The 22,606-nt window shown below is 63.9% G+C and carries 17 protein-coding genes; 11 read left to right on the top strand and 6 right to left on the bottom strand.

From position 1 onward, the window contains the following. Positions 1 to 252: 252 nt before the first annotated feature. Positions 253 to 1,584 carry an MFS transporter gene (locus C0Z18_RS30180; RefSeq protein WP_102649121.1) on the top strand — a complete coding sequence of 444 codons (1,332 nt, stop codon included), beginning with the start codon at positions 253 to 255 and terminating at the stop codon, positions 1,582 to 1,584. A gap of 52 nt (positions 1,585 to 1,636) precedes the next feature. Here the strand turns inward: C0Z18_RS30180 and C0Z18_RS30175 are convergent, their stop codons facing one another. Then, complete coding sequence (locus C0Z18_RS30175) at positions 1,637 to 2,401, bottom strand: IclR family transcriptional regulator (protein ID WP_102649120.1); 765 nt, start codon at positions 2,399 to 2,401, stop codon at positions 1,637 to 1,639. A gap of 230 nt (positions 2,402 to 2,631) precedes the next feature. On the opposite strand from C0Z18_RS30175, the gene sauS reads away from it, so the two are divergent. The 3 genes from sauS to C0Z18_RS30160 all read left to right on the top strand — a co-directional run bounded on the left by sauS (position 2,632) and on the right by C0Z18_RS30160 (position 7,124). Then, on the top strand, positions 2,632 to 4,077 hold the full coding sequence (sauS, locus tag C0Z18_RS30170; RefSeq protein WP_102649139.1) for an acylating sulfoacetaldehyde dehydrogenase: 1,446 nt from the start codon (positions 2,632 to 2,634) through the stop codon (positions 4,075 to 4,077). Further along, complete coding sequence (locus tag C0Z18_RS30165; protein WP_102649119.1) at positions 4,074 to 5,654, top strand: AMP-binding protein; 1,581 nt, start codon at positions 4,074 to 4,076, stop codon at positions 5,652 to 5,654. Before sauS ends, C0Z18_RS30165 begins: the two co-directional genes overlap by 4 nt. Positions 5,655 to 5,741: 87 nt before the next feature. Next, positions 5,742 to 7,124 carry an MFS transporter gene (locus C0Z18_RS30160; RefSeq protein WP_102649118.1) on the top strand — a complete coding sequence of 461 codons (1,383 nt, stop codon included), beginning with the start codon at positions 5,742 to 5,744 and terminating at the stop codon, positions 7,122 to 7,124. A 15-nt stretch (positions 7,125 to 7,139) separates the two neighbouring features. Here the strand turns inward: C0Z18_RS30160 and C0Z18_RS30155 are convergent, their stop codons facing one another. Next, on the bottom strand, positions 7,140 to 8,777 hold the full coding sequence (locus C0Z18_RS30155) for a GMC family oxidoreductase (RefSeq protein ID WP_102649117.1): 1,638 nt from the start codon (positions 8,775 to 8,777) through the stop codon (positions 7,140 to 7,142). A gap of 269 nt (positions 8,778 to 9,046) precedes the next feature. On the opposite strand from C0Z18_RS30155, the gene C0Z18_RS30150 reads away from it, so the two are divergent. Continuing rightward, positions 9,047 to 10,036, top strand: coding sequence for an AAA family ATPase (locus tag C0Z18_RS30150; RefSeq protein WP_102649116.1), 990 nt, complete (start codon positions 9,047 to 9,049; stop codon positions 10,034 to 10,036). Next, a complete protein-coding gene (locus tag C0Z18_RS30145) occupies positions 10,033 to 11,766 on the top strand; it encodes a cobaltochelatase CobT-related protein (RefSeq protein ID WP_102649115.1) in 1,734 nt (577 codons plus the stop codon). Before C0Z18_RS30150 ends, C0Z18_RS30145 begins: the two co-directional genes overlap by 4 nt. Positions 11,767 to 11,784: 18 nt before the next feature. On the opposite strand, the gene pta is transcribed toward C0Z18_RS30145, so the two are convergent. The 3 genes from pta to C0Z18_RS30130 form a co-directional block, all read right to left on the bottom strand. Then, on the bottom strand, positions 11,785 to 12,825 hold the full coding sequence (gene pta / locus C0Z18_RS30140) for a phosphate acetyltransferase (protein WP_102649114.1): 1,041 nt from the start codon (positions 12,823 to 12,825) through the stop codon (positions 11,785 to 11,787). An 8-nt stretch (positions 12,826 to 12,833) separates the two neighbouring features. Next, on the bottom strand, positions 12,834 to 14,651 hold the full coding sequence (xsc, locus tag C0Z18_RS30135; RefSeq protein ID WP_102649113.1) for a sulfoacetaldehyde acetyltransferase: 1,818 nt from the start codon (positions 14,649 to 14,651) through the stop codon (positions 12,834 to 12,836). A gap of 165 nt (positions 14,652 to 14,816) precedes the next feature. Continuing rightward, complete coding sequence (locus C0Z18_RS30130) at positions 14,817 to 15,221, bottom strand: nuclear transport factor 2 family protein (protein WP_102649112.1); 405 nt, start codon at positions 15,219 to 15,221, stop codon at positions 14,817 to 14,819. A gap of 357 nt (positions 15,222 to 15,578) precedes the next feature. On the opposite strand from C0Z18_RS30130, the gene C0Z18_RS30125 reads away from it, so the two are divergent. The 3 genes from C0Z18_RS30125 to C0Z18_RS30115 are packed head-to-tail and all read left to right on the top strand — an operon-like array spanning position 15,579 to position 18,270. Next, positions 15,579 to 16,436: an ABC transporter permease gene (locus C0Z18_RS30125; protein ID WP_233217549.1), complete on the top strand. Its 858-nt coding sequence runs from the start codon at positions 15,579 to 15,581 to the stop codon at positions 16,434 to 16,436. 25 nt (positions 16,437 to 16,461) lie between these two features. Next, on the top strand, positions 16,462 to 17,481 hold the full coding sequence (locus C0Z18_RS30120) for a taurine ABC transporter substrate-binding protein (protein WP_102649110.1): 1,020 nt from the start codon (positions 16,462 to 16,464) through the stop codon (positions 17,479 to 17,481). A gap of 51 nt (positions 17,482 to 17,532) precedes the next feature. Beyond that, positions 17,533 to 18,270 (top strand): ABC transporter ATP-binding protein, encoded by a 738-nt coding sequence (locus C0Z18_RS30115; RefSeq protein ID WP_102649109.1) that lies wholly within the window; start codon positions 17,533 to 17,535, stop codon positions 18,268 to 18,270. 80 nt (positions 18,271 to 18,350) lie between these two features. On the opposite strand, the gene C0Z18_RS30110 is transcribed toward C0Z18_RS30115, so the two are convergent. Further along, complete coding sequence (locus C0Z18_RS30110; protein WP_102649108.1) at positions 18,351 to 19,160, bottom strand: IclR family transcriptional regulator; 810 nt, start codon at positions 19,158 to 19,160, stop codon at positions 18,351 to 18,353. A gap of 342 nt (positions 19,161 to 19,502) precedes the next feature. On the opposite strand from C0Z18_RS30110, the gene C0Z18_RS30105 reads away from it, so the two are divergent. Both C0Z18_RS30105 and C0Z18_RS30100 read left to right on the top strand, forming a co-directional pair. Then, positions 19,503 to 20,918, top strand: a complete 1,416-nt coding sequence (locus tag C0Z18_RS30105) for an NAD(P)/FAD-dependent oxidoreductase (protein WP_102649107.1) — start codon at positions 19,503 to 19,505, stop codon at positions 20,916 to 20,918. 211 nt (positions 20,919 to 21,129) lie between these two features. Further along, the gene (locus tag C0Z18_RS30100) at positions 21,130 to 22,551 is read left to right on the top strand and encodes an amino acid permease (protein WP_102649106.1); all 1,422 of its coding nucleotides are present in this window, start codon (positions 21,130 to 21,132) and stop codon (positions 22,549 to 22,551) included. The last annotated feature ends 55 nt before the right edge of the window (positions 22,552 to 22,606 follow it).

Raw genomic sequence — 22,606 nt, 5'->3', positions numbered from 1 at the left:
CTTGCCGTTGTCTAGCGGCGAGGCGCCCCGCCAAGTAGTCCTCGTGCTTTCCAAACTGAAACGTTTTTCCCTCTTTTGTCCCATAACGAATCGCGCTTCCCAATTTCTCTTGAAGCCTAGATTTCGGCTCGGTAAATAGAAAAAACCGACCGAGTCGCGCTCAGCCACACCTCGCCGCCCGGGACGACCATTGCCCCGGAGGAGACGACCAAGGGGCCCACGAACACGGACATCCATTGGAGGAGCCGTTTCATGAGATCCGATCCCCGCATCGATACCCGCATGATTCGCCGCGTCGCACTGGCCAGTGTGATCGGCGCGACGGTAGAGTGGTACGACTTCTTTCTCTATGGCGTAGTGGCCGGCATCATTTTCAACAAGCTGTATTTCCCGAGCAGCGATCCGCTCGTCTCGACGCTGCTCGCCTACACCACGTTCGCCGTGGGATTCGTCACGCGCCCCGTGGGCGGCCTACTGTTCGGCCACTTCGGCGATCGCATCGGCCGCAAGTCGGCGCTGATCCTCACGCTTTTCATCATGGGTATTTCGACGGCCGGTGTCGCACTCGTGCCGACTTATGCGCAAATCGGCGTATGGGCGCCGATCGCGCTGCTCTCGCTGCGCGTGCTGCAAGGTATCGGCCTCGGCGGTGAATGGGGCGGGGCGGTATTGATGGCCTATGAGTATGCCCCGCCTAAAAAGCGCGGCCTGTACGCGAGCCTGCCGCAAATCGGCTTGTCGATCGGCCTGTGCCTGGCCTCGGGTATGGTCGCGGCCGTCTCGCATCTGCTCTCGGAACGCGCGTTCTTCGCATGGGGCTGGCGCATCGCGTTCGGCGCATCGCTGCTGCTCGTCATGATCGGCCTCTATATCCGCTTGAAGGTCATGGAAACGCCGGAGTTCATGGCGCTCAAGCGCACGCGCCGCGAAGCGAAACTACCGTGCCTCGAAATGCTCGCGAACTATCGCCGCGAGTTGTGGGTCGGCATGGGCGCGCGCTATATCGACGGCGTCTTTTTCAATATCTTCGCGGTCTTCTCGATCGGTTACCTCACGCAACACATCGGGATGGATCGCACCGACGCGCTCGTCGGCGTCATGATGGCCGCGCTCGTCATGTGCTTCTTCATTCCGCTGTTCGGCGCACTCTCCGATCGCATCGGCCGGGCCCGCGTCTATATGTGGGGATCGCTCTTGTGCGGTGCGGCGGTCTATCCCGCGTTCTGGCTCATGGAAAGCCATCCGGGCAATACGTTGTTGATCTGGCTCGCGATCGTCATACCGTTCGGCATTTGCTACGCCATGGTCTACGGTCCCGAGGCCGCGCTGTTCTCGGAACTGTTCGAAGCCAATGTGCGTTATACGGGCATCTCTTTCGTCTATCAGTTCTCGGGCATTTTTGCGAGCGGCTTGACACCGATCATCGCCACCGCGCTGTGGAAGATGAGCGGCGGAAAGTGGTGGACCGTATGCGCCTATGTCTTGTTCTCGGCACTCGTCTCGGCTTACTCGGCTCGTGCGATCGAACGCGGCCGCGGCGCCCATGCGGCCTCGGGCGACGAGCACGCCGTGAGCGCGTCGTGAGCGTGACGTGAGCGTGACGTGAGCGTGACACAACGGCGCCGACGAGCCGGCGTCACGCGCGAAAGGTTCTCGCCGTTTCCTCGGCGGCGTGCCGCAGTTCCGGCTCGAATGCCAGCAGATCGTCGAGCGTCACCCGGCCGACGGGCGCTTGCACCGCGATCGCCGCGCAGGCGCGGTTGCGGTCGAGCAATACGGGCACGGCAATCGCGATGAGCCCTTGCAGATGTTCTTGATCGTTGATCGCAAGGCGGCGCCGCCGCGTCGCTGCGAGTTCCCGGCGCAGCGCGTCGCGGTCGGTGATCGTGCGCTCGGAATAAGCGCGCAGGGGCAGCGTCTCGATCATCCGTTCGCGGCGATCTTTCGGCAAAAAACTGATCAATAGTTTTCCACTCGCCGAGCAATGCAGCGGCACGTGCGACCCCGGCTGTAGATGCATGCGCAACGGCCATTCGGTCTCGACTCGATCGACGTAGACCACGTCGTTGCCCGAGAGCATCGTCAAATTGCAGGTTTCGCCTACCTTCGCCACCAACTCTTCCAACAACACATGACGCGCCGCCGCGGGGCCGGCGTGCATGAGGACGTTGACGGCCAGCATGCGCACGCGCGGCGAGCATTCATAGCGTTTGTCGCCGGCGCCCCGCGTCACGAGCCAAGCGTCGGTCAATTGAACGAGGATGCGATGCACCGTTTGCTTGGGCAGGCCGAGTGCATGGACGAGTTCCGCCATGGACAGCGGTTGCCCCGCCTGCGCCAGCGTCTCCAGTACGCGAAACGCGCGAACGGCCGCGGCGTTCGATTGATTCGATGTCGACATCACGTCTCCCGTCTTGCATCGCTCGATCCTGACGATCGCGCTACGCGTTACCGCATTGTGTATCGGATCGCGCGGCTTTCGGGACTTAGGGAAGTCCCGAAATTCGATGTTTCCGCTGCGTGGCTCGACGGTGTCGACGAATGCGCGGGAAACGGGACACGCAAGGGCGCTTGCTCCGAATAGATTGGCAGTACGCCAATTCGTTGTTCATTCGATCGGGAGCGCGGTATATGAACGTTAGGGCTACAGTGGCCGAAACCGCCGACGTGCGGGCGCGGGAGGAGGTCGGGCAGCGCATCGCCGAACTCGTTGCACGCGCCCGTGAGGCGCAAAGGAAGTTCGAGTTCGCCGGTCAGCCGGTGCTCGACATGGCGGCGAACGCCGCCGCCTGGGCAATCATGGAGCCCACGCGCAATCGCGCGCTTGCCGAGTTGGCGGTGCGAGATACGGGGCTCGGCGACGTCGAGGACAAATTCCGCAAGAATTTTCGCAAGACTTTAGGGCTCTTGCGCGACCTGCGCGGACAACCCACTTGCGGTGTGATCGCGCGCGATAGCGCGAAGGGAATCGTCGAGATCGCGCGCGCCGTAGGCGTCGTGGCCGCGGTCACGCCGTCGACGAACCCGGCAGCCACGCCGGCGAACAAGATCGTCAACGCGCTCAAATGCGGCAATGCGGTGATCGTCGCCCCTTCGCCGAAGGGCTATTCGTCGTGCGCGCTGCTGATCGATTTCATCCACGCCGAGTTTGCAAAAGCCGGGCTCGATCCCGCACTGGTTCAAATCGTACCGGAACCGGTCAGCAAGGCCGCGACCGCCGCACTGATGCAACAGGCGGATCTCGTGGTCGCGACAGGCTCGCAAGCGAACGTCCGGATGGCTTACGCCAGCGGCACGCCAGCGTTCGGGGTAGGCGCGGGAAACGTCGCTTCGATCGTGGAGCGCTCGGCCGATCTGCACGATGCGGCGCACAAGATCGCCCGCTCCAAAACGTTCGACAACGCGACGAGTTGCTCGTCGGAAAACAGCGTCGTGGTCCAGGACGCCATCTACGACGCCATGCTGGGCGAGCTGGAACGCAGCGGCGGCGTGCTGCTCGACGCGGCGCAAAAGGCGCAATTGCAAGCGGCGATGTGGCAAGACGGCAAGCTTTCCGAGCGCTGCACGGCGAAGTCCGCGACGCGGATCGCCCTCACGGCGGGACTCGAGACAGTGGCCGAACGCGAGCCTCGATTCTTGATGGTGGAGGAGGACGGCTTCGGCGCCGATCACCCGTTCTCGGGGGAAAAGCTCGCGCCTGTCTTGGCGGTTTACCGAGCCCGGGACTTCGACGATGCAGCCCGGATCGTGCGCGATATCTATGCGTACATGGGCGCGGGCCATTCGGTTGGCCTTCATACGGCGCAACCCGAGTTTGCCATCCGTTTAGGCGAACAGTTGCCGGTCGCGCGCGTCATCGTCAATCAGGCGCACTGTTTCGCGACGGGCGGCAACTTCGATAACGGGTTGCCGTTTTCACTGTCGATGGGTTGCGGGACGTGGGGCCGAAACAATTTCTCGAGCAATCTGACTTTCCGCCAGTACTTGAACGTGACGCGCGTGGCGTATCCGATCGAGGAGCAAGTGCCGGACGTCGATGAATTGCTCGGTGAGTATTTCGGGAGGGTCGGTCGATGAGCATGCCTATGACGGTGCGGGCGCTGATCGACGCACGTGCCGAGCAGTATCCCGACAAACCGTTCTTGCTGAACTGCACGGACGATGGCGATCGCCGTGAAGCAAGCGGTGCCGCTGTCACCTTTGCCGTGCTGCGCGAACGTTGTAGGGCGCTCGAATCGGAATTTCATCTGGCGGGGCTGCGTCCCGGCGATGTCGTGTCGGTGTTCATGCCGAACGGCATTCAGACTGCCGCGCTCTTGCTCGGCGCCATGTACAGCGGCCTCGTGGTGCATCCGCTGAACTTGCTGTGCCAACCGTCGCAGCTTCGCTACATCGTCGAGCATTCGGACACCCGCATGATCTTCGATTGCGACGAAACGAAGGACGCCTTGGCTGCGGCATGCGCCGAATCGCGCCGGCGGGTCGCGATCGTCCATACGGCGCCCGATGCGCTCGAGTTGCCCGCTTTGCCCGCATGTGCCGTTCACGAGGGCGGCGACGACGGTCTGGCCGACGTATCGGGCCCTCGTTGCGGGCCGAGCGACATCGCGCTGTTGATGTACACCTCCGGCACGACGGGCGCACCGAAAGGGGTGCTGCTCAGTCACGGGAACCTGATCGCCAACGCGCGCAACATCAGCGCGGAGCATCGGCTGGGTACCGAGGATCGCGTTCTGGCGTCGCTGCCCCTGTATCACATCAATGGTTTGGTCGTGACGCTGCTCGCGCCGCTTTTTCACGCGGGATCGGTCGTCATGACGCCGCGCTTCTCCGCGCGCACGTTCTGGCGCGACGTGGCCCGCCACGGCTGTACGTGGATCAACGTCGTGCCGACGATCGTCGCTTATCTGCTGGGCGGCGACGAACCGAGCGGGCTGGACCTGTCCGCGCTCAAGTTTTGCCGCAGCGCGTCGGCCGCGCTCCCGAGCGATCACCACCGTGCGTTCGAATCGCGCTTCGGGATCGGCATCATCGAAACGATGGGCATGACCGAAACGGCGGCCCCGGTATTTAGCAATCCTTACGAACCGGCACGGCGGCGCATCGGCAGTATCGGGCTGCCCTCGGGCGGCGAGGCGAAGGTGATCGATCGCGACGGCCGCGAGTGCGCGGCCAATGAACCGGGCGAGATCGTGCTCAGAGGCGAACAAGTCATGCGGGGCTACTACAAGCGCCCCGACGAGACGGCCAAGGCCTTTACAAAAGACGGCTGGCTGCGCACGGGCGACCTCGGCTATCGCGACGAAGACGGCTACTTCTACATCAACGGGCGTTCCAAGGAGCTGATCATCAAAGGGGGCGAAAACATCGCGCCGCGCGAGATCGACGAGGCGTTGTTGCGTCACCCCGGCGTACTCGATGCCGCGGCGGTGGGCGTGCCCGATTCGGCCTATGGCCAGGAGATCGTGGCGTTCGTCGTGCGGCGTGCGGCGAACGGAACGGGCGCGCCCGGTACCGAGGAACTGCTCGCCCACTGCTTGCGCGAATTGGGCCGCTACAAGACGCCCAAGGAGATCCGATTCGTCAGCGAATTGCCGCGCGGGCCGTCGGGCAAGGTGCAGCGCTTGAAGTTGGTCGAACCGGCACCCGACTGATACCGGTGGGCGCTTGGGGTGGCCACGCATCGACGCGTGAGCCGCCACGCACGAAACTCAACGATAGAGACGGTAGGAGACAACCGTATGAAACAGCGTGCACAGCGCGTCAAAACGCGCCACATCATCTTGGCGGTGATGTGCCTCATGTATTTCATCTCTTACATCGACCGCGTCAACATCGCGGTTGCGGGACCACTGATCCGTCATGAAATGGGGCTCACGACCGTCCAACTCGGCCTGGTCTTTTCCGCGTTCGCGTATCCGTATGCGGTCATGCAGATCGTGGGCGGGTGGCTGTCGGACAAATTCGGCCCTAAGCTCGTGCTGACCGTGCTTTCGCTGATTTGGGGCGCGGCCACGCTCGCCACGGGTTTTGCGGGCAGCGTCGCCATGCTCGTGGCACTACGCTTCACGCTCGGGATCGGCGAGGGCGGGGCGTTTCCGACGGCCACGCGTGCGTTCACCTATTGGATGCCGGTGTGCGAACGCGGTTTCGCTCAAGGCATCACGCATAGCTTCGCGCGCTTGGGCGGCGCGGTGACGCCGCCGCTCGTCTTGGCGGTCGTCGTGGCGGGCGGCTGGCGCGATGCTTTCATCTTGCTCGGTATCGCCAGCCTCGCTTGGACGGTGCTCTATCTGTTCGTCTTCACGAACTCGCCCGAGCAGAACCGGCGCATTACGTCTGAGGAAACGGCCGAAATCGGCTATCGCATGGGCGATTGCGAACGCGCGAAGCGCTGCGTCACGCCGTGGCGCAAGTTGATTCGCCGCATGTGGCTCGTGACCTTCGTCGATTTCTGCTACGGCTGGCTGCTATGGGTTTACCTGACGTGGCTGCCGTCCTATCTCAAGGAGTCGCGCGGTTTCGACCTCAAGCATCTCGCGTTATTCACCGCATTGCCGCTGCTGGCCGGTGTCGTGGGCGACACGCTCGGCGGTGTGGTGTCGGACCGTATCTTCAAGGCAACGGGGCGGCTTCGGTTTGCGCGATGTTCCGTGCTCGTCGTCGGCTTGGGAGGCTCGCTCGCGTTCTTGTTGCCGATGATTTCGGTGGCCGATCCGTTGACGGCCGTATGGTTGCTGAGCGGGTCGTTCTTCTTCCTCGAAATCACCAATCCGGTTTTGTGGACGTTGCCGCTCGACATCGCCGGCAAGTACGCCGGGACCGCCGGCGGGATGATGAACACCGGCTTCGGCGTGGCCGGGATGCTCTCGCCGGTCGTCTTCGGCTATCTCATCGAGCACACCGGCAGCTATAACGTACCGTTCGCCGTTTCCGCGGGATTGCTTGCGATCGGAGCCGTGGCGGCGCTCTTTATCGATACGAGTCGAACCGTGGATGCCGACGAGGAGCGCGAGCGCAGCGAAGGCCCGGCCGAGCGCGGCGCTTTCGCGTTCCTCGACGCGGTGCCCGCCGTGCGGATGGAGAGGCACACGTTGCGCCGGCCGCTGCGCTGGCGTCGTTAGGCGCTCGAAAAGCGCTCAAACGCCGGCTTCGATATGTTCGGGTTTCGCTACGACACGGCCGTCATGATCCTCGAGGATCATATCGGCGGCCTTCTCGGCGATCATGATGACGGGCGCGTTGGTGTTGCCCGAGACGAGCTCGGGCATGATCGACGCATCCGCCACGCGCAACCGCGCGACGCCATGCACGCGCAGCCGGTCGTCCACGACGGCGAGACGATCGTGTCCCATTTTGCAGGTGCCGGCGGGGTGATAGATGGACTGACTGAATCGCCGGGCGGCGTCGAGCAAATCGGCGTCACTCGCGTACTCGGTGCCCGGTACGTATTCGGAGACGATATGCGGCGCGAGCGACGGCGCGGCGGCGATGCGGCGCGCGACCTTGATCGCGCCGACGACGACCGGATGATCGCGCTCGTCCGACAAATAGTTGGCATGGATGAGCGGATACTCGAGCGGATCGGCCGAGCGGATCTCGATGCGGCCGCGGCTGAACGGGCGCAGTTGACACACCGACGCCGTGAACGCGGAAAACGGATGTGCGCCTTGGCCGGGTTTGTCGGCGCTGAGCGGCTGCATGTGAAATTGGATGTCGGGCCGCTCGACGTTCGGGCTCGAGCGCGTGAAGATCGCGACCTGACTGGCGGCGAGCGTCAGCGGCCCGGTGCGCCACAGCGCGTATTGCACGCCGATCCAAGCTTTGCGCAGCGGATGATTGACTTCGTCGTTCAGCGTTCGTTCGCGCGTGCGGAAGACGAGGCGAACTTGCAGATGGTCTTGCAGATTCGCGCCTACGCCGGGCAGATCGCGATGGACGGTGACGCCGACACGGTGCAGCAGGTTCGCCGGCCCGATGCCCGATTGCTGAAGAAGCTGCGGCGAGCCGATGGCGCCCGCCGCGAGGATCACCTCGCAACGTGCGCGCGCGATCGTGCGCCGGCCGTCGCGGATGAACTCGACGCCAACCGCCGTATTGCCTTCGATCAGCACGCGACAGGCTTGGGCGCGCGTGGCGACGTGCAGGTTGGCGCGGCTGCGCGCCGGCTTCAAGAATCCCTTGGCGGTGCTCCAGCGAAAGCCTTTGTGCGCGGTTTGCTGGAAGTAGCCGACGCCTTCCTGGCTCGCGCCGTTGTAATCGGGATTGAACGGAATGCCGATCTCCTGCGCGGCCGCGATGAAGCGATCGGCGATCGGCCGGCGCAGGCGCAGGTCGGAGACTTTGAGCGGGCCGCCCACGCCGTGATAAGCATCGGCCCCGCGCTCCTGGTCCTCCGACTTCTTGAAGTACGGCAACACGTCGGCATAGCCCCAACCCCGGTTGCCGAGTGCGGCCCATCGGTCGTAGTCTTCGCGCTGCCCGCGCACGTACAGCAAGCCGTTCAGCGAACTCGATCCGCCCAACACTTTCCCGCGCGGCCAATCGATGCGGCGGCCGTCGACGTTCTCGTCGGGCTCCGTGCGATAGCACCAATCGAGGTCGGGGTCGTGCATCGTCTTGAAGTAGCCCACCGGCACGTGAATCCAAGGATTCGTATCGGCACCGCCCGCTTCGAGCAGCAACACCGTATTGCGCGGGTCCGCGCTCAGGCGATTGGCAAGCACGCAGCCCGCCGATCCCGCGCCGACGATCAAGTAGTCGACTTCCAGTTCCATGAACGGCCTCTCCCGGTTTTCGCTTCAATGTCGTGGATGACGGCGGCGCACGCAAGCGCGCAAGCGCCGCGCGCGGCCAAACTGAAACGGAAAGTATCGAATCGGGATCAAAAGGCCCCCACTCGGGGCTGTACCAGCCGAAACCGGCCCACTGGTCCTATCGGCGGGGGCCGCGTGCCGATAGACTTCGCTGCGAGAGTGGGCGTGGAGCGGACTGGAGCGGCTGGGCGATCGAACGATCGCGAGGAGAGAGCGTGACGCAGGATTTTATGCAGGGGACGCCCGATTGCACGGTGTCGGTTCGCGAGCGATTCGGCATCGACGTCGATCTGAGGGTGCCGGCGTTCGGCGAGCGTGACGAGCACGTGCCCGATATCGACGCGGCTTATCGCTTCAACGCCGAGGTGACGTTGGCGATCTTGGCCGGCTTCACGCGCAATCGCCGCGTAATGGTTCAAGGGCTGCACGGTACGGGCAAGTCGACACATATCGAGCAGGTCGCCGCGCGTTTGAACTGGCCTTGCGTGCGCGTCAACCTCGACGGTCATATCAGCCGGCTCGATCTCGTCGGCAAGGACGCGATCGTCGTGCGCGACGAGCGCCAGGTCACGGAGTTTCAGGAGGGCATCGTGCCGTGGGCGCTGCAACGGCCCGTCGCGCTGATTTTCGACGAATACGACGCGGGGCGTCCCGACGTGATGTTCGTGATTCAGCGGGTGCTCGAGCGCGACGGCAGCTTCACGCTGCTCGATCAAAACCGGGTGATCCGGCCGCATCCGTATTTCCGCTTGTTCGCCACGACGAACACGGTCGGCCTCGGCAATTTGAACGGTCTGTATCACGGCACACAGATGCTCAATCATGCGCAGATGGACCGTTGGAACGTGGTGGCGACGCTCAACTATCTCGATCCGGCGGAAGAGGCCGGGATCGTGCTGGCGCGCGTGCCCGAGATGGCGGACAGCGAGGGCCGCGCGCTCGTCGAAGCGATGGTCGGTATGGCCGCGCTGACGCGCAAGGGCTTTGCCACGGGCGATCTTTCCACGCTGATGTCGCCGCGCACGGTGATCGATTGGGCGGAGAATTGCCAAATCTTCCGCGATCCGATGCTCGCGTTTCGCCTGACCTTTTTGAACAAATGCGACGAATCCGAGTGGCCGATCGTCGCCGAACTCTATCAACGGTGCTTCGGCGTCGAGTTGGAGCCGGAAGCGGTGGAAAGCGAATCGGAGGGCGGCGCACCGTCGCCTGGCGCATGAGCGAGACAGTGGATGCCTTATCCGTCGCCCTGCGCAACGAGGCGCTGTGCGCGGCGGTCGTGCGCGCCTTCTCGGGCGATCGCGCATTGCACTATCGGGACGGCCGTCTTTGCCGCCAGTCTCGACCGTTGCCGCTTCACGCGCCGCACGTGCGCGCCGATGCGTTCGAGGAACGTCTATCGGCCCTGCGCGGCGCGGCTGACGGCGCTGCCATGCGGCTCGTCTTTTCCGACGCCGCGTTGCATCGATCGATGTTGCCCGAAGCCCCTGTCGAGCGAATACTGTTCGAATTGTTCGAGCAGATGCGTTGCGAGGCGCTCGCGCCGCCGGCGCTGGTCGGCCTCGCAGAAAACCTTCGACATCGCTTCGAGGGTTGGCTGCGTGCATACAGCCGTTCGGGACTCGTCGATGGCCAGCTAGGTATCCTCGTCTACACCGTCTTACAGATCGCTTGGTCGCGAGTGACGGGATGGCCCGTACTCGAGGAAACGAAAGACTTGATCGAGGCGACGCGCGCGGCCATCGTGCCCGCGATCGGCGCACAGCTTGCTGCGTTGCGCCGCCATCGCGAGGATCAACGCGAGTTCGCGGCGCATGCCCGCGCCTTGGCTCAGCGCATTGCTTCGATGCTCGAGCACGAACGTAAGATGTTCGCGGCCGATACCGAAACCGGCGCGCGTGAACCCCTCGACGCGTTGACGTCGTTTTCGTTGTGGGTCGATTTCGATTTCGACGTCGATGAGCAGGGCGAGCCGGCGCCGGGCGGTTCGGGCGAGCACGAGAGCGGGCATGCCGCCGCCGGTGCGCCTACCTATCGCGCGTATACGACGCAATTCGATCGAGAGGTGCGCGCGAGCACCTTGGTCAGAGAAGCCTTGCTGCGCGAATACCGTGAACGGCTCGATGAACGCATTGCCACGCAGCGTATCAACGTCGCGCGGATCGCGCGCGTCCTGCGCGCGGCGCTTGCCATTCCCGAGCGCGACGGGTGGTCGTTCGGCGAGGACGATGGGCGGATCGACGGCAGACGTCTCGCACAAATCGTCACCTCGCCGGCCGAGCGGCGCGTATTCATGAGGGAGCGGATGCGTCCGCGCGGAGATTGCGTCGTGGGTTTTCTAACCGACTGCTCGGCCTCGATGAAGGCGCACGTCGAACCGGTAGCGATGCTCATCGACGTCTTGGTGCGTGCCTGCGAGCAGGCCGGCGTTTCGACGGAAGTGTTCGGCTACACGACCGGCGCATGGAACGGCGGCCGCGCGCGGATGCAATGGCTCTCACGCGGCCGCCCGCCGCGGCCCGGGCGGCTCACCGAGCTTTGCCATATGGTGTTCAAGGACGCTGAGGACAGTTGGCGGCGCGCGCGCGCGTCGATCGCGGCGCTCTTCAAGCCGGATTTGTTCCGCGAAGGGGTGGACGGCGAAGCGGTGCAATGGGCGTGCTCGCGGCTCGCCGCGCACGCTAGCGCGCGCCGGATCTTGGTCGTGATTTCGGACGGCAGTCCGATGGATGCGGCAACCGCGCAGGCGAACGGTGGGTCGTACCTCGACGCGCATCTGAAAGACGTGCTGGATCGGCAAGCGCGATCGGGCGAGGTGGAAGTGATCGGGCTCGGGCTGGGGCAAAACCCGCGATACTTTTATCGTCACTGCGCGGCGCTCGATCCCACCGTGCCGATCGATATGGCCCGCTTGGTGGGGCTGGCGCAATGGATCGCGGCGCGCCGTTAGCGCGCCGCTGCCGGTACTTCAAGCCGCATGCGGCTCCGTGGACCGATGGGCTTGACGTTCGTGCGCGGCCTGGGCTTGCACGGCCGTGACGGCGATCACGTGGAAGACGTCTTCCGCGCTGCAGCCGCGCGAAAGATCGTTGGCGGGGTAGTTCAGTCCCTGCAGCAGCGGTCCGATCGCCTTCGCGCCGCCGATTCGCTCGGCAAGCTTGTAGCCGATGTTGCCGGCGTCCAAATTCGGGAAGACGAGCACGTTCGCATGCCCGCCCACTTGCGAGTGTTCGATCTTGCGCTCGGCGATCTCGGCGACGATCGCGGCATCGAGTTGCACGTCGCCGTCGATGGCAAGGCCGGGGCGCAGCGCTTTGACGCGCTGCGTGGCCTCGATCACCTTGTCGACGTGCGCGTGATGCGCGCTGCCGCTCGTCGAAAACGAGAGCATCGCCACGCGCGGCTCTTCCATCAAGAGACTGCGCGCGCTGTCGGCGGCGGCCATCGCGATTTCGGCAAGCTGCTGCGCGTCGGGATCGACCACGAGCGCGCAATCGGAGAACACGAGACCGCCCTTGTAGCGATGGAACGGCTCGCACAGCATCATCAGAAAGAAGCTCGACACGAGCTTGAACGAAGGCTCGATGCCGATCAACTGAATCGCCGTGCGCACGACGTCGGCCGTCGTGTGGACGGCCCCCGCCACGGACCCGTCCGCATAGCCGCGCCGCACCATCAACGCCGCGAAAACGAGCGGATTGAGTACCTCGCTTTCCGCTCGCTCGCGCGTCATGCCTTTGCTGCCGCGCAATGCGACGAGCTCATCGACGAACGGCGCTCGCCATTCCGATTCGGCCGGATCGACGAGCGCGATGTCCTCCAAGGCGAGGCCCTCGCGCGCGGCCGCCGCGCGGATCGCGTCCGGATTGCCGGCCAAGACGATCCGCGCGATGCCCTCGCGGCTCGCCCGAACGGCGGCCGTGAGCACACGCGGATCTTCGGCCTCGCTGAGCACGATGCGCATCGGCGACATGCGCGCGGCTTCGATGATGCGGTTCAGAGCTTTCACGGCGATCCTCAGACGTAATCCTTGTACTTCTCGAGCAGGCGTACCGGCTTGGACAACGCGTCGCGGCGGAACGGGTCGCCGAGTTCGCGCGTACACATGATTTCGATGATCGTCGTTTTGCCTTCGTTCATCTGCATATCGATGGCACGCTTGAGCGCCGGCCCGACGTCCTCCAACTGATCGACGACGATGCCTTCGGCCCCCATCGCCCGCGCAATTGCTGCGAAGCTTTGGTTATCGAGCTCGCCGGCCACGAAACGGCGGTTGTAGAAGTCGACTTGGTTCTTCTTTTCCGCGCCCCATTGCCGGTTGTGGAACACGACGGCCGTCACGGGAATGCCGTGCCGCACGCACGTCATCGTCTCCATGAGGCTCATGCCCCACGCGCCGTCGCCCGCATAGGAGACGGCCGGACGATGCGGCGCCGCCACTTTCGCGCCGATGATGGTCGGGAACGCGTAGCCGCAGTTGCCCCAGCTCATCGCCGCGAAGAAGCTGCGCGGCTTCTCGAAGCGCAGGTAGCTGTTGGCGACCGAGTTGATGTTGCCGATATCGGTCGAGACCATGACGTCCGCCGGCATCGCCTTCTCGAGTTCGCGCAGCACTTGGCGCGGATGCAGATAGCGGCCGCCGTTGAACGTGCGCTCGTGCTTTTGCTCCTCGATCATGTCGAGACTGTAGCCGTCGAGTTCGTGCGTCCAGCCGTCGAGCTCCTTCTCCCAAGCGGCTTTTTCTCCGGCGATCTGGTCGGCCCGCTCGCCGCGCGTCGCATCGCTTGCCAGCACGCGTTCGGCCAGCCGCTGCGTAAGCGCGCCGGCGGCCGCCTTGGCGTCGCCGCAGATGCCGACCGAGATCTTCTTCACCAAGCCGAGCATCTTGTGATCGGCATCGATTTGGATGATCTTCGCGTCCTTCGGCCAATAATCGAGGCCATGCTGGGGCAGGGTGCCGAACGGCCCCAGACGCGAGCCGAGCGCAATCACGACGTCGGCGCGCGAGAGCAACTTCATCGCCGCTTTCGAGCCCTGATAGCCGAGCGGCCCGCACCAGAGCGGGTGGCTCGCGGGGAACGAGTCGTTGTGCAAGTAGCTGTTGACGACCGGGGCGCCCAAGCGCTCGGCCAAGGCCTTGCATTCGTCGACGGCATCGGCCATGACCACGCCACCGCCCGCGATGATGACGGGGAACTTCGCTTGCGCGATCAATTCGGCGGCTTCGTTCAGGCTTTGCTCGCCGCCGGGGCCGCGATCGAGTTTGCGCGGTTGCGGAATCTCGACTTTGACCTTGCCGTAGAAGTAGTCGCGCGGAATGTTCAACTGCGTGGGGCCCATCTCGGCCTGCGCGCGATCGAAACAGCGCGCCGTGAATTCGGCCATGCGCGCGGGGTGCGTGACGTGGCCCTGATACTTCGTGAATTCCTGGAACATCGGCAATTGATTCGCTTCTTGGAAGCCGCCCAGGCCGATGCCCATGGTCCCGGCCTCGGGCGTGACGATCACGACGGGGCTGTGGGCCCAATAAGCAGCCGCGATCGCCGTGACGCAGTTGCTGATGCCGGGGCCGTTTTGCCCGATTACGACGCCGTGGCGGCCCGATACGCGCGCATAGCCGTCGGCCATGTGCCCGGCGCCTTGTTCATGCACGACCGGGATCAGGCGGATGCCCGCGGGCGCGAAGATGTCCATGGCGTCCATGAACGCCGAGCCCATGATGCCGAACATGTCGGTCACGCCATTGGCCGCGAGCGTTTCGACGAAGGCTTCGGACGGCGTCATGTCTTGCGGGCCGCTGGCCGTCGCGCGCTGGGAGGTGGATTGCTCGCTCATAGGGTGTCTCCGATGGTCATTTGACGGAACTAGGTCGTTCCAGATACTAGGCAGTGCCGAACTCGGGTCAAGTCATTCCCTGAAGACCCACGCGAATTCGGAATGAAATGAAATGATTCGTTTCAAAACGCTCGGTTCGAGCGGGGCGATGGGAAGTCGCGCCCGTCAAGCAGGCTGCTTCGGGCGCTCCTTGCGGAACGCACGCTTGCGCGCGATGAGCCCGTCGCGAAACTCGAACAAGTCACAGCCTTCCGCTTCGATCCGCCAGCCCTGCGTGTGCGTGCCGGTGAAGACCCATTCGGAGACGCCGCGCTCGCCGATGACGTAATGGCGCCCCTGGCCCCAGTGGGCGTCGGGGAAACTCGCGAAAACGGCTTCGAACGCGACGCGCACCGCGTCACGGCCTACGAAGCGTATGCCGTGCACGTCGGGACCCGCGGCGGCGTCGAACACGCAATCCTCGGTCATGAAGCCCATCAGCGCGTTTGCGTCATGGCGGTTGAAGGCGTCGGAAAACGCCGCGAGCGTCTCGGCCGTCACCTGGGATGGGGCGAGGGATGTGTCGGTCATACATGTCTCCTGTCGAATGCGCGATACGGGCGATGCCCGAGTTACCGAGTTGCCCGAGTTGCGGATAGGGAGACGTTAAAGGGTGCGGGTATACGAAGGTAGCGCCAGTTCGCGTATTTCAGTGGGGCCAGCGCGCGGCGCGGCGCTCGGACGACGGCTACGGGCGGCCCTCCGCGCTGGACCCATCGGAACCTTTCACGTGGCACTACCGGGTACCTTATTGATTGACAATCCTTCACTAAACCAACGCGCCGGCAAGCGAGCGAAGGGCTCCGGACCGACAGGGATGCACGGTCGCGCTGACTATACTTTTAGTGGTTGTCTTGGGCATCGCATCGAGAACTTCAGGAGACGTCAGTGAGAGTAAGAGCCCTTCCCGAACACGGCAAAACGATGGAACGCCGAGAGGCGTCCGGCGAGCCGAAGCCCAAATTGCGCCGCGTGCGGGCCGGCATGAGTTCGTATTGGTTGACCGCGGCGGTCATTGCGATTTGCGTCGTGATCTGGCAGGCGGTGTCGATGGCCGGCGTGTTTCCGGCGTTCGCGCTGCCTTCTCCGGTGGCAGTCTGGCAAGCGTTCGTCGAGATCGTGCGCAACGGCTACGGCGGACAGTCGCTGCTCGACGACATCCTGATCAGTTGCTTTCGCATCGTGATCGGGTTCGTCGGGGCCGTCTTGATCGGCGTGCCCGTCGGTCTGCTCATGTCGCGCAACAAGGTCGTCTTCGACATCATCGATCCGCTCTTGCAGTTCGTGCGGCCGGTGCCGCCGCTCGCCTATATTCCGCTGCTCGTGGTCTGGTTCGGCATCGGCGAGTTGCCCAAGGCCATCCTGATCCTCGTCGGCACGATCCCGGTCATCATCATCGGCACGATGTCGGGCGTGAAGAGCACACCGCCGCTGCGCATTGCCGTGGCGCGCACCTTGGGCGCGACCAACGCGCAAATCTTTCGCAGGATCGTGCTGCCGTCCGCGATGCCGGAGATCTTCACGGCGATGCGCGTGGGGATCGGCGTCGCCTGGACCTGCTTGGTGGCGGCGGAACTGATCGCGGCCAGCAGCGGGCTCGGCTGGCTCGTGCAATTCGCGGGACAAGCACTGCAAGTGGCCGTGGTCATCGTGGGCATCGTCATCATCGGGGTGATCGGCTATGCCATGGAGTTGGTGATACGCAAGCTCGAGAACTGGATCGTGCCCTGGCGCGGCCACGAGTGATTCGAACCATCTGAGGAGACGAAGCATGAAAACGAAATTTGCGATCCGCACCGCCATGGCGGCCACGCTTCTCGGCTGTGCGATGAGCGCCGGCTCGATCCACGCGCAAAGCAAGCCGCAGGTCATCATCGGCTACGAAGACAACGGCGCCGATCCGTACATGGTGTCGATGGCCGAGCATCTTTTCGAACGTCATATGAATGCCGACGTCGAGTACAAGCTGTTCAGCTCGGGGCCCGCGGCGATGAGCGCGCTTGCGTCCAATAGCTTGTCGTTCATGTGCGGCCTCGGCGTGCCGCCGCTCGTCACCGCGATCGCGCAAGGCTTGCCGATGACGATCGTCTACAACCAGGAGCGCTACACGAACGCGGCCGGCATCGTCGTCAAGCCGGAAAGCGGGATTCACGACGTAGCGGGCCTGCAAGGCAAGAAGATCGCCATCGTGGCCGGCTCGCAGGCCTCGTTCGAATTGGCGACGTTTCTCGCCCAGGCGCACGTGCCGTATTCGTCGGTCACGCAAATCAACATGGCGCCGCCGCAAATGCGTACATCTTGGGTCACGGGCGCGATCGACGCGGCGATCGTCTGGGACCCCGTATTCAGCGCGTTGCGCACGGCGGGCGGCAAGGCGATCAAAACCGATGGGGACTTACCGCGCGGCGCGTCGAGCTATAACGTTTGCATTGCCAATGCCGACTGGGCGAAAGCGCACCCCGATCTCGTGCGCGGCTTCGTGGCGGCGCTCGATGCGGGCTATCAGGTCACGCAAAAGGATCGCGACAAAGCGCTCGCCGAGATGGCCCGTCAAACCGGCGTGACGGTGCCCGTCGCGCAAAGCGAGTTGGCCGGCTACGAGCTCTTTTCCGGTGCCGATCAAACGACGCCCAAGGTCATGGGATCGGGCGCGGGCGTGAAGACGTCGGCCACCTATGAAACGCTCGTCAACACGGCCAAGGTATTGCATTCGATCGGACGCATTCAAAGCGAGCCGGCGAGCTTCGAAAGCAATGTCGCACCGCAGTATTCGCAGTCGCTCGCCCATTGAATCGCGCATCGAATTCGATGCACGCGCTTACCCGGTCAGCAGGAGACGCACTTGAATATCGTCATCGATTCCCTGTACAAGACGTTCGGCGCCGTGTCGGCGCTCGAAAACATCAATCTGCAATTCCAGGGCGGCGAGTTCGTCACCGTGCTGGGGTCTTCCGGTTGCGGCAAGACGACATTGCTGCATCTGCTGGCCGGTTTGACGCTGCCCTCGAAGGGCAACATCTTCATCGACGGCGAGGTGAAGGCGCAGCCTGGAGAGGATAGGGTGGTCGTGTTTCAGCAGGCCGGGTTGTTTCCATGGCTCAGCGTGCAGGAAAACATCGAGTTCGGCTTGTCGCTGCATTCGGTACCGAAGGACGAACGCCGCCGGGCATCGAACGACATCCTACGGACGATCGGACTTGAAAACTTCGCGCAGCACAGGCCCTATCAACTGTCGGGCGGCATGCAGCAGCGCGTGGCGATTGCGCGGGCGCTGGTCATGAAACCGAAGGTGCTGCTGATGGATGAGCCGTTCGGTGCGCTCGACGCTCAAACGCGCAGTGCAATGCAAACGTTCCTCACCGCGCTGTGGGATCAACTGCGATGCACGATCGTCTTCATCACGCACGATATCGACGAAGCGATTTTTCTCGGCACGCGTCTCGTCGTGCTGTCGTCCCGGCCGGGGCGCGTCGCCTTGGATGTACCGATCGAACTCGAGCGGCCGCGCACGCCGCAAGTGGCTTTCGAGCCGCATTTTCTCGAGTTGAAGAAGCAGGCGATGGGCATTCTCGCGCATTGAGCGGGCATGTAGCCGGAATGCAGCCGCAATGCAATGAACGGCGAGGCCGGCCTCGCTCGCCGGCTTCCTGCTGCCCTCGGCTAGGCTTCGGCGACCGATAGCAGCGGGGCGAGCCGCGCCGCTGCTTCGCGCATTCGCGGCACGGCCTCCAGCAAGTCGTCCAGCGTCGCGCGCGCGGTCGGCGCGTGCACGGCCAGCGAAGCGAGCACGCGTCCGTCGTCGGCGGCGCGAACGGGCACCGCCACGGCCACCATGCCCCGCACGAATTCCTCATTGTCGATGCCGACACCGCGTGGGCCCAAGCGCTCGAGTTCGGCAACGAGTTGCCGCGGGTCGATCAACGTTCGATAGGTCATCTTCTTCAACGTCAGCCGTTCGAGCATCGCATTGCGTTCCAGCGTCGTCATTTGCGAAAGGAATAGCTTGCCGCTCGCGGTGCAATGCAACGGCACCCGCATACCGGGACGCATCTCGAGCCGCAACGGCTCGGTCGTCTCCACACGCTCCACGTACAGCACCGCATCGTTATCGAGCGCGGTGAGGTTGCACGTCTCCCCCAAGATCTCGACGAGCGCGCGCAACACCGACCTGCACGCGCGCGTGAACGTATTGTTCGCGAGCGCGGAGAGCGCGAATTGCGCCGCGTGCGGCCCGAGCGTGATGGCCCGATCGTGCCCGCGCGAATCGGGAACGTGCATGACGTAGCCGCGCGATTCGAGCGATTCGATCATCCGCAACAAGGTGGCTTTGGGGATACGCAGACGCACGGCCAACTGCGACAGCGTGTACGGTTGACCGGCCGACGCCAGCGCTTCGAGGACCGCGAGCGCACGCAGTACGCGCGCATCCTCGGCCGGCGCGGACACGGGTTCGGTGACGGTGGCGGACATGAGTCTCCTGCGAGGACGGCGGGTAGTGGCGCGTGCGGCGTGTGTCGGCGTGTGTCGGCACATACGGAGCGCTCGCCGTCGATCGCCAATGAACCATTTTGTTTCAGTTCGTAGCGTGAGCCAAGAAGCGCGCTGCGCCTATGCTCGTTTTTGCTGATGAGCGCCGGCGGAACATTCCGTGCCGATCGCGCTACGTTTCCATTCGGCGCGCGCTGGTCCAAGTGAATACCCGCCACTGGTTCTACCTCGCCGATATCTGCCTACCTACACTTTCCTCGACGGATCGCCGCGTCGATGCATCGACACGAGGTCGATCGAATAGAACAATCAGGAGATAGGTACATGGAATACACCTCAGTCGAGCGGGCCACGAGCGGTTTCGCGCAGGGCGATACCGCCGATCGGCGCTACGATCCGACCTACGACCCGCTCGTATCGCCGGGGCCGGGGCAAGGACGAGACTATGCGCCGACGTACTGGATCGCGACCGCCGGCAGTCCGCCGCCCGACGACGGCCCGGTCACGAAGGACATGGATGTCGACGTGGCGATCGTAGGTTCCGGCTACACGGGGCTCGCCACGGCCCTATGTCTTGCGCGCGAGCACGGTATCAAAGCGGTGGTGCTCGAAGCGAACCGGACGAGCTGGGGCTGCAGCAGCCGTAACGGCGGACAGGCGCAAAACGCATCGGGCCGCTTATCGCGTTCGCAATGGGTCGAGCGCTGGGGCAAAGGTGTCGCCCTCAAGTTGCACGAAGAGATCCTGGAAGGCTTCGATCATTTCAAATCGTTCGTGGCCGAGATCGATTGCGATCCGCAGCCGGGCGGCCACTTCCTGATCGCGCATCGACCGCGCATCATGGAAAAGCTCGCGGCCGAAGCGAAGGTCTGGAAGGACGTATTCGGCTACCCGTCCGAGCTGCTCGGCGCCGAGACGTTCCGCCGGGAATTTTTGAACGATCACGAGGCGGCCGGTGCGCTGCACGAACCCGAAGGCATCGGCATTCATGCGGCCAAGCTTGCATTCGGCTATCTGCGTCTGGCACGCGAGGCCGGCGCGAAGGTGCATACGAGCAGCCCGGTGCTCGGCTGGGAAACGATCAACGGTATTCACCACCTTCATACGCCCGGCGGGATCGTGCGCGCCCGAGCCGTGGGTATCGCGACGGGAGCCTATACGGCCCAGACGTTGCATCCGTCGTTGCGCAGCAAGGTGATGCCGATTCTCTCGAACTCGATGGTCACGCGCGTGCTGACCGACGAGGAAATCCGCGCGTGCAACTTCCGCACGACGCAAGTGCTGACCGATACCCGCACGCTGCGCTTTTACTATCGCTTTTTGCCGGACCGGCGTTTGCAGATCGGCAGCCGCAGCGCGATCACCGGCCGCGATGCGCCGCATCCGCGCCATCTGGATTTGCTCAAGGAAGGCATGGCTCGCAAGTTCCCGGCTTTGCGCGGCGTGCAAATCGATTATTCGTGGTGGGGATGGGTGGATGTCAGTCACGACATGATGCCGCGCATCTGCCAGCCCGATCCCAAGCAATCGGTCTACTACGCGCTCGGCTACGGCGGCAACGGCGTGTCGTACTCGCAGCAAGCGGGCCGCCGGCTCGCAGAGCGTATCGCGGGCAAGAGCGCGCATCTGACGCTGCCGATCTTCACGAGCCCGTTGCCGGGCCATCCGTTCGCGCCGTTTCGGCGGATCGGACAGCGTTTGCTTTACCTCCAATACTTCAGGCGCGACGAACGGCCCTGACGGGCTTGCGCATTACGCCTTAGCGCCACTTTCGTCGATTGCCGTTACGGCGGCGATCGATCCATTCATGCAAGCGACGTCGGCCGCATAACGGCCGGCCGTCGCGCCGCAGACCATAAAAACCGGTGAGCCGATCGTTGCGACGGGGCGTGCATACGCCCCGGGGCAGCCGCTTGGCCGTGGTAGACATTCATTACGATATGGAGAAGACATGCATTCGACGGACGATGGCAATTTGAAGTGCGGACTGAAGCAGCGCCATATGACGATGATCGCGCTTGGCGGCGTGATCGGAGCGGGCCTGTTCGTCGGCAGCGGCGTCGTGATTCGGCAGACGGGCCCCGCGGCCATTCTTTCGTTTCTGATCACGGGCGGACTCGTCGTCCTCGTGATGCGCATGCTCGGCGAGATGGCGTGCGCGATGCCGGCCGTCGGTTCGTTCTACGAATACGCGCGCCTCGCGTTCTCGACCCGGCGCGGGCCGGGACGGCTCGCGGGATTCTTGACGGGGTGGATGTACTGGTACTTTTGGGTCATCGTGGTCGCTTTGGAAGCGGTGGCCGGCGCCAAGCTCATTCAGTTCTGGTTGCCCGATGCGCCCGCTTGGCTGATTAGCCTCGGTCTGTTGATCGTCCTGACGGCGACGAACTTGATCTCGGTCGGCAGCTACGGCGAGTTCGAGTTTTGGTTCTCGTCGATCAAGGTCGGCGCGATCATCGTCTTCTTGTTCCTCGGCGGCCTTTACGTGTGCGGACTTTGGCCGTCGTCCATGCATACCGGTTCGGTTCTGCCGACACTGCTGGGTCACGGCGGGTTCATGCCGCTCGGCTTCGGGCCGGTCATGAGCGGCGCGGTCGCGGCGACGGGCTTTTACTTCGGCGCGGAAATCGTCACGATCGCGGCGGCCGAAGCTCGCGAACCGGCGAAAGCGGTGGCCAAGGCGACGAATTCCGTCATTACACGCGTGCTCGTGTTCTACGTCGGCTCGGTCGCGCTCGTCGTCGCGCTCGTGCCGTGGAATTCGCCGGCCATGGCCACGCCTTACGTCAGCGCGCTCACGGCGATGGGCCTGCCCGCCGCCGCGAACATCATGAACGCGATCGTGCTGACGGCCGTGCTCTCGGCCCTCAATTCCGGCTTGTACGCCGCGTCGCGCATGCTGTTCGCATTGACGCGCAACGGCGATGCGCCGGCCTCGCTGGCTATGGTCAACGCTCGCGGCGTGCCGGTGCGCGCGATCTTGCTCGGCACGCTATTCGGATACGGCTCCGTGGTGATGTCGTATATCTCGCCGGACACGGTGTTCGCCTTTCTCGTCGATTCGTACGGTACGGTCGCCATTTTCGTGTACGTGCTGATCGCCTTTTCGCAACTGCGCTTGCGCAACCGGCTGGACGAATCCGCCACCGCCAGGCTGCGCGTGAAGATGTGGGGCTTTCCGTATCTGACGTGGCTATCGATTGCCGGGATGCTCGGTATCTTGGTCGCCATGGCGTTCATTCCCGAGCAGCGCAAGCCGCTGTGGCTCGGCGTGGTGAGCCTCGCGATCGTGTTCGCGGCTTATTGGATCTGCATTCGGCGGCGGGCACGGCGTATCGACGAACACGAACTCGTTTCGAATTGGCAGCAATGATCTATCGCGCCAGCCGATAGTTTCGATCATCGAATACGACTTTTTGTCGGCACCG

It is taken from the genome of Trinickia dabaoshanensis (genome assembly GCF_002879885.1).
Taxonomy (GTDB): Bacteria; Pseudomonadota; Gammaproteobacteria; order Burkholderiales; family Burkholderiaceae; genus Trinickia; species Trinickia dabaoshanensis.
The sequence above is the reverse complement of the archived record's forward strand: the minus strand, read 5'-3'. Positions and strand labels throughout refer to the sequence as shown.